The 573-nt window shown below is 45.0% G+C and carries 1 protein-coding gene; it reads right to left on the bottom strand.

Features of this window, described 5'->3' with window-relative positions:
• The coding region (locus KIV40_RS34215; protein ID WP_285353895.1) for a ferrochelatase at positions 1-362 on the bottom strand (362 nt) is incomplete at its 3' end.
• Between the last annotated feature and the right edge of the window lie 211 nt (positions 363-573).

Raw genomic sequence — 573 nt, 5'->3', positions numbered from 1 at the left:
TCTTCAACGCCCTGAGCCATCAAAGATTCAATACCTGTTTTCAAGCTTGGATTACCATAAGTCATGCCCAGTGGGACAGGCATTTGGAGTTTCTCTTGTAGCTTGGCGACCTGACGCTGAGAATAGACCAACAACGGTGAACCTTGATCCATCCACACCGACTGATAGAGCTTAGCCACTTTGGGTGAACGAATCGGCAATATGACACCGTGAAGGATTGGGCACCAAAGCCAACGAGTCAGGCTCACGACTCGCTTATCATGCAGAAACTCGCTTAAAAAACGGCGCACAGCTGCAGGTGTTGCTGCATCTGGTGTCCCTAGGTTCACCAATAACACACCCTGCTTTTTTTTATTTTCCATAGATACCTGAGACCATTAATGAAATTTGGAAAGCTTTATACTCAGCCAGTTACTCTTGGGATCACCCTGCTAACTCTTTTCAGATCAATCACGACTGCTACGTGCTGACGGCATCAATATAGCGTTCAAAAACGCCAATCACGCAAAAAATTGATATAAAAAAAGCGACCTGACCGGTCGCTTCCAATATATCAAATTATAAAACTGGCTG

This window comes from Vibrio sp. D173a, assembly GCF_030248475.1.
The sequence above is the reverse complement of the archived record's forward strand: the minus strand, read 5'-3'. Positions and strand labels throughout refer to the sequence as shown.